This window comes from Micromonospora foliorum (genome assembly GCF_022229015.1).
GTDB lineage: Bacteria > Actinomycetota > Actinomycetes > Mycobacteriales > Micromonosporaceae > Micromonospora > Micromonospora foliorum.
In genome coordinates this window covers 1-2,271 of the sequence record NZ_JAKKFF010000053.1, presented here as the reverse complement: position 1 = coordinate 2,271, position 2,271 = coordinate 1, and the positions used below count along the sequence as shown (strand labels likewise).

At 72.6% G+C, this 2,271-nt stretch carries 2 protein-coding genes; both read right to left on the bottom strand.

Annotation, left to right across the window (positions count from 1 at the left end; all coding sequences use genetic code 11):
• Window positions 1-900 (bottom strand): alpha/beta hydrolase family protein (locus tag PSH25_RS04825; protein WP_238657853.1); only part of this gene is annotated, 900 nt, incomplete at its 3' end.
• Window positions 901-1,033: 133 nt separating this feature from the next.
• The coding region (locus PSH25_RS04820; RefSeq protein ID WP_238657852.1) for an aminotransferase-like domain-containing protein at window positions 1,034-2,271 on the bottom strand (1,238 nt) is incomplete at its 5' end.

The window sequence follows — 2,271 nt, the reverse complement described above, 5'->3', positions numbered from 1 at the left end:
GCGGCGGGGAAGGGCTGAGCCGGTTGGTGGGGGGTGATGGTGGGGTCGGGTTGGCCCGGTGGACGAACGCCGTGCCCACGCGCCGACGGACTGCACGCAGCCGTGCAGGGCGACCAGCAGGCGGCACGACTGGCCGGCCGCGCAGGCCGACGGGACGTAGGCGAAGCCGTTGGCGTCCATGCTCAACCCGTTGGCCCAGCCGTTGACCGCGAACGTGTTCTGGCTGAAGCGGATGAGCGAGCCGCCGAGCGCCCCGGTGTTCGGTGCGTTCACCCCGCCGAGCAGCTTGCGCAGCAGGGCGTTCTGCGGGTCGGTGCCGCAGTCGTTGAGGTACGGCGACGCGGTCGTCGCACATCCGAGCGTGCCGTACGGGGTGACCCAGGAGTGACCGGCGGCGGAGCCGCTGTCGTACTGCACGCTGGCCCCGAAGTGCTGGTAGTAGCGGACCAGGTCGTCGGTGACGGACTTCTTGACCGTGGTGTCGTTGCCGCCGTGGAACACGTACACCGGATCGCCGGACAGGTTGCCGACCGGGTCGACCCAGCCGTACGACGCCCAGGTCCGGGTGTACGCCTGCAGCGCGGAGACGTTGGTCGGGTACCTGTTGTCGCCGCAGCCGTAGAGCGCCTGGGTGACGGTGTTCTGGGAGCAGTAGTAGGGCCCGGCGGCGAAGACGGCCGCTCCCCTGATCCGGGACGAGTAGGCGACGTGCAACTGGGTGGCCATGTAGCCACCGGAGGAGACCCCGGCGACGTAGACGCCGGAGACGTTGTAGGTGCCCAGTGACCCGGAGACCGGGGGCTTGGTGGCGGGGTTGGCGGCCTGGGCGGGTGCCGCAGCGGTCAGGATCAGCAGGAGCACGGCCGCGAGGGTGGTGGCGGCTTTCAGCGGTGTGGGCATGGGCGCTCTTCTCGGCAGCGTCAACGGGGGCGTCGGCGTGCGCCGAAGCTACCGTGACATAGACCACACCAGATATGACGGCGACCGACACGTCCGCCACCGCTGGGATGTCGCCCGCACCCACTCCCAGTGCTCAGGGTCTTGGCACGTGGCCGAGGGCGGCGGCGACAGCGGCGACGCCGTCCTCGATCTCGGTGGGCGTCCGGGCCGCGTAGCCGAGCACGAGGCCGGGCCGGTAGGGACGCTCGCAGTGCCAGGACAGCGGTTGCACCTTCACCCCGCGCGCCAGCGTCGCCGCGGCCAGCTCGGTGTCGACCACGGCGTCGTCCAGCGTGATCATCAGGTGCAGGCCGGCGGCGGCGCCGTGCACCGTCGCCGACGGCACCGCGCGGGCCAGCGCGGCGATCATGGCGTCCCGCCGGCGGATGTGTCGCCGACGCAGCAGCCGCAGATGCCGCTCGAAGGCGCCGGAGGTCATCAACTCCGCCAGCACCAGTTGCGGGAGCACGGCGTTGCCCAGGTCGGCGTTGCGCTTGGCGGCCACCACGGCCTCGCGCAGCCGCGGAGGCACGAGCAGCCAACCGACCCGCAGGGCGGGGGCGAGCAGTTTGGAGACGCTGCCGGCGTAGCAGACCTGCTCGGGCAGCAGACCACGCAGCGCCGGCACCGGAGGACGGTCGTAGCGGTGCTCGGCGTCGTAGTCGTCCTCGATGATCAGACCGCCGGCCCGCGCCCAGGCGAAGAGCTGGCGGCGGCGGTCACCGTCGAGCACCACCCCGGTCGGGAACTGGTGCGCGGGGGTGAGCATCACGGCCGGTACGCCGCTGGCGGCCAACTCGTCGACCCGCAGCCCGGCGTCGTCGACGCTGATCGGCGGGGTGTCCATCCGCCAGTTGTTCAGGTGCTGGCGCACCCCGAGCGAGCCCGGGTCCTCGACGGCGATCCGGTCGACGCCGGCGGCGGTGAGTGCCTGGGCGAGCAGCCCGAGCGCCTGGGAGACGCCAGCCACGATGATCACCTCGGCGGGGTCGACGCTGATCCCGCGGTTGCGCGCCAACCAGGCGGCGACGGCCTGTCGCAGCGCGGGCGTGCCACAGGGGTCGCCGTAGCCGAGGTCGGCCGCGGCGACGCGACGCAGCACGGTCCGTTCGGCGCGCAGCCAGTCCGCGCGGGGAAAGGCCGCCAGATCGGGTACGCCGGGCGTCAGGTCGATGGCCGCGTGCGCCGCGCGTACCGCGTCGAAGATGTCGGTGCCCGGTGCCGGCGGGAAGGTCGCGGCCGGTGCCGCCGCGGCGGCAGAGCGGCAGGGCGTCGAGGAGGGAAAGGGGGTAGATGGAGGGGGGGGCGGGAGCAGTAGAAAACAAAGAGGGG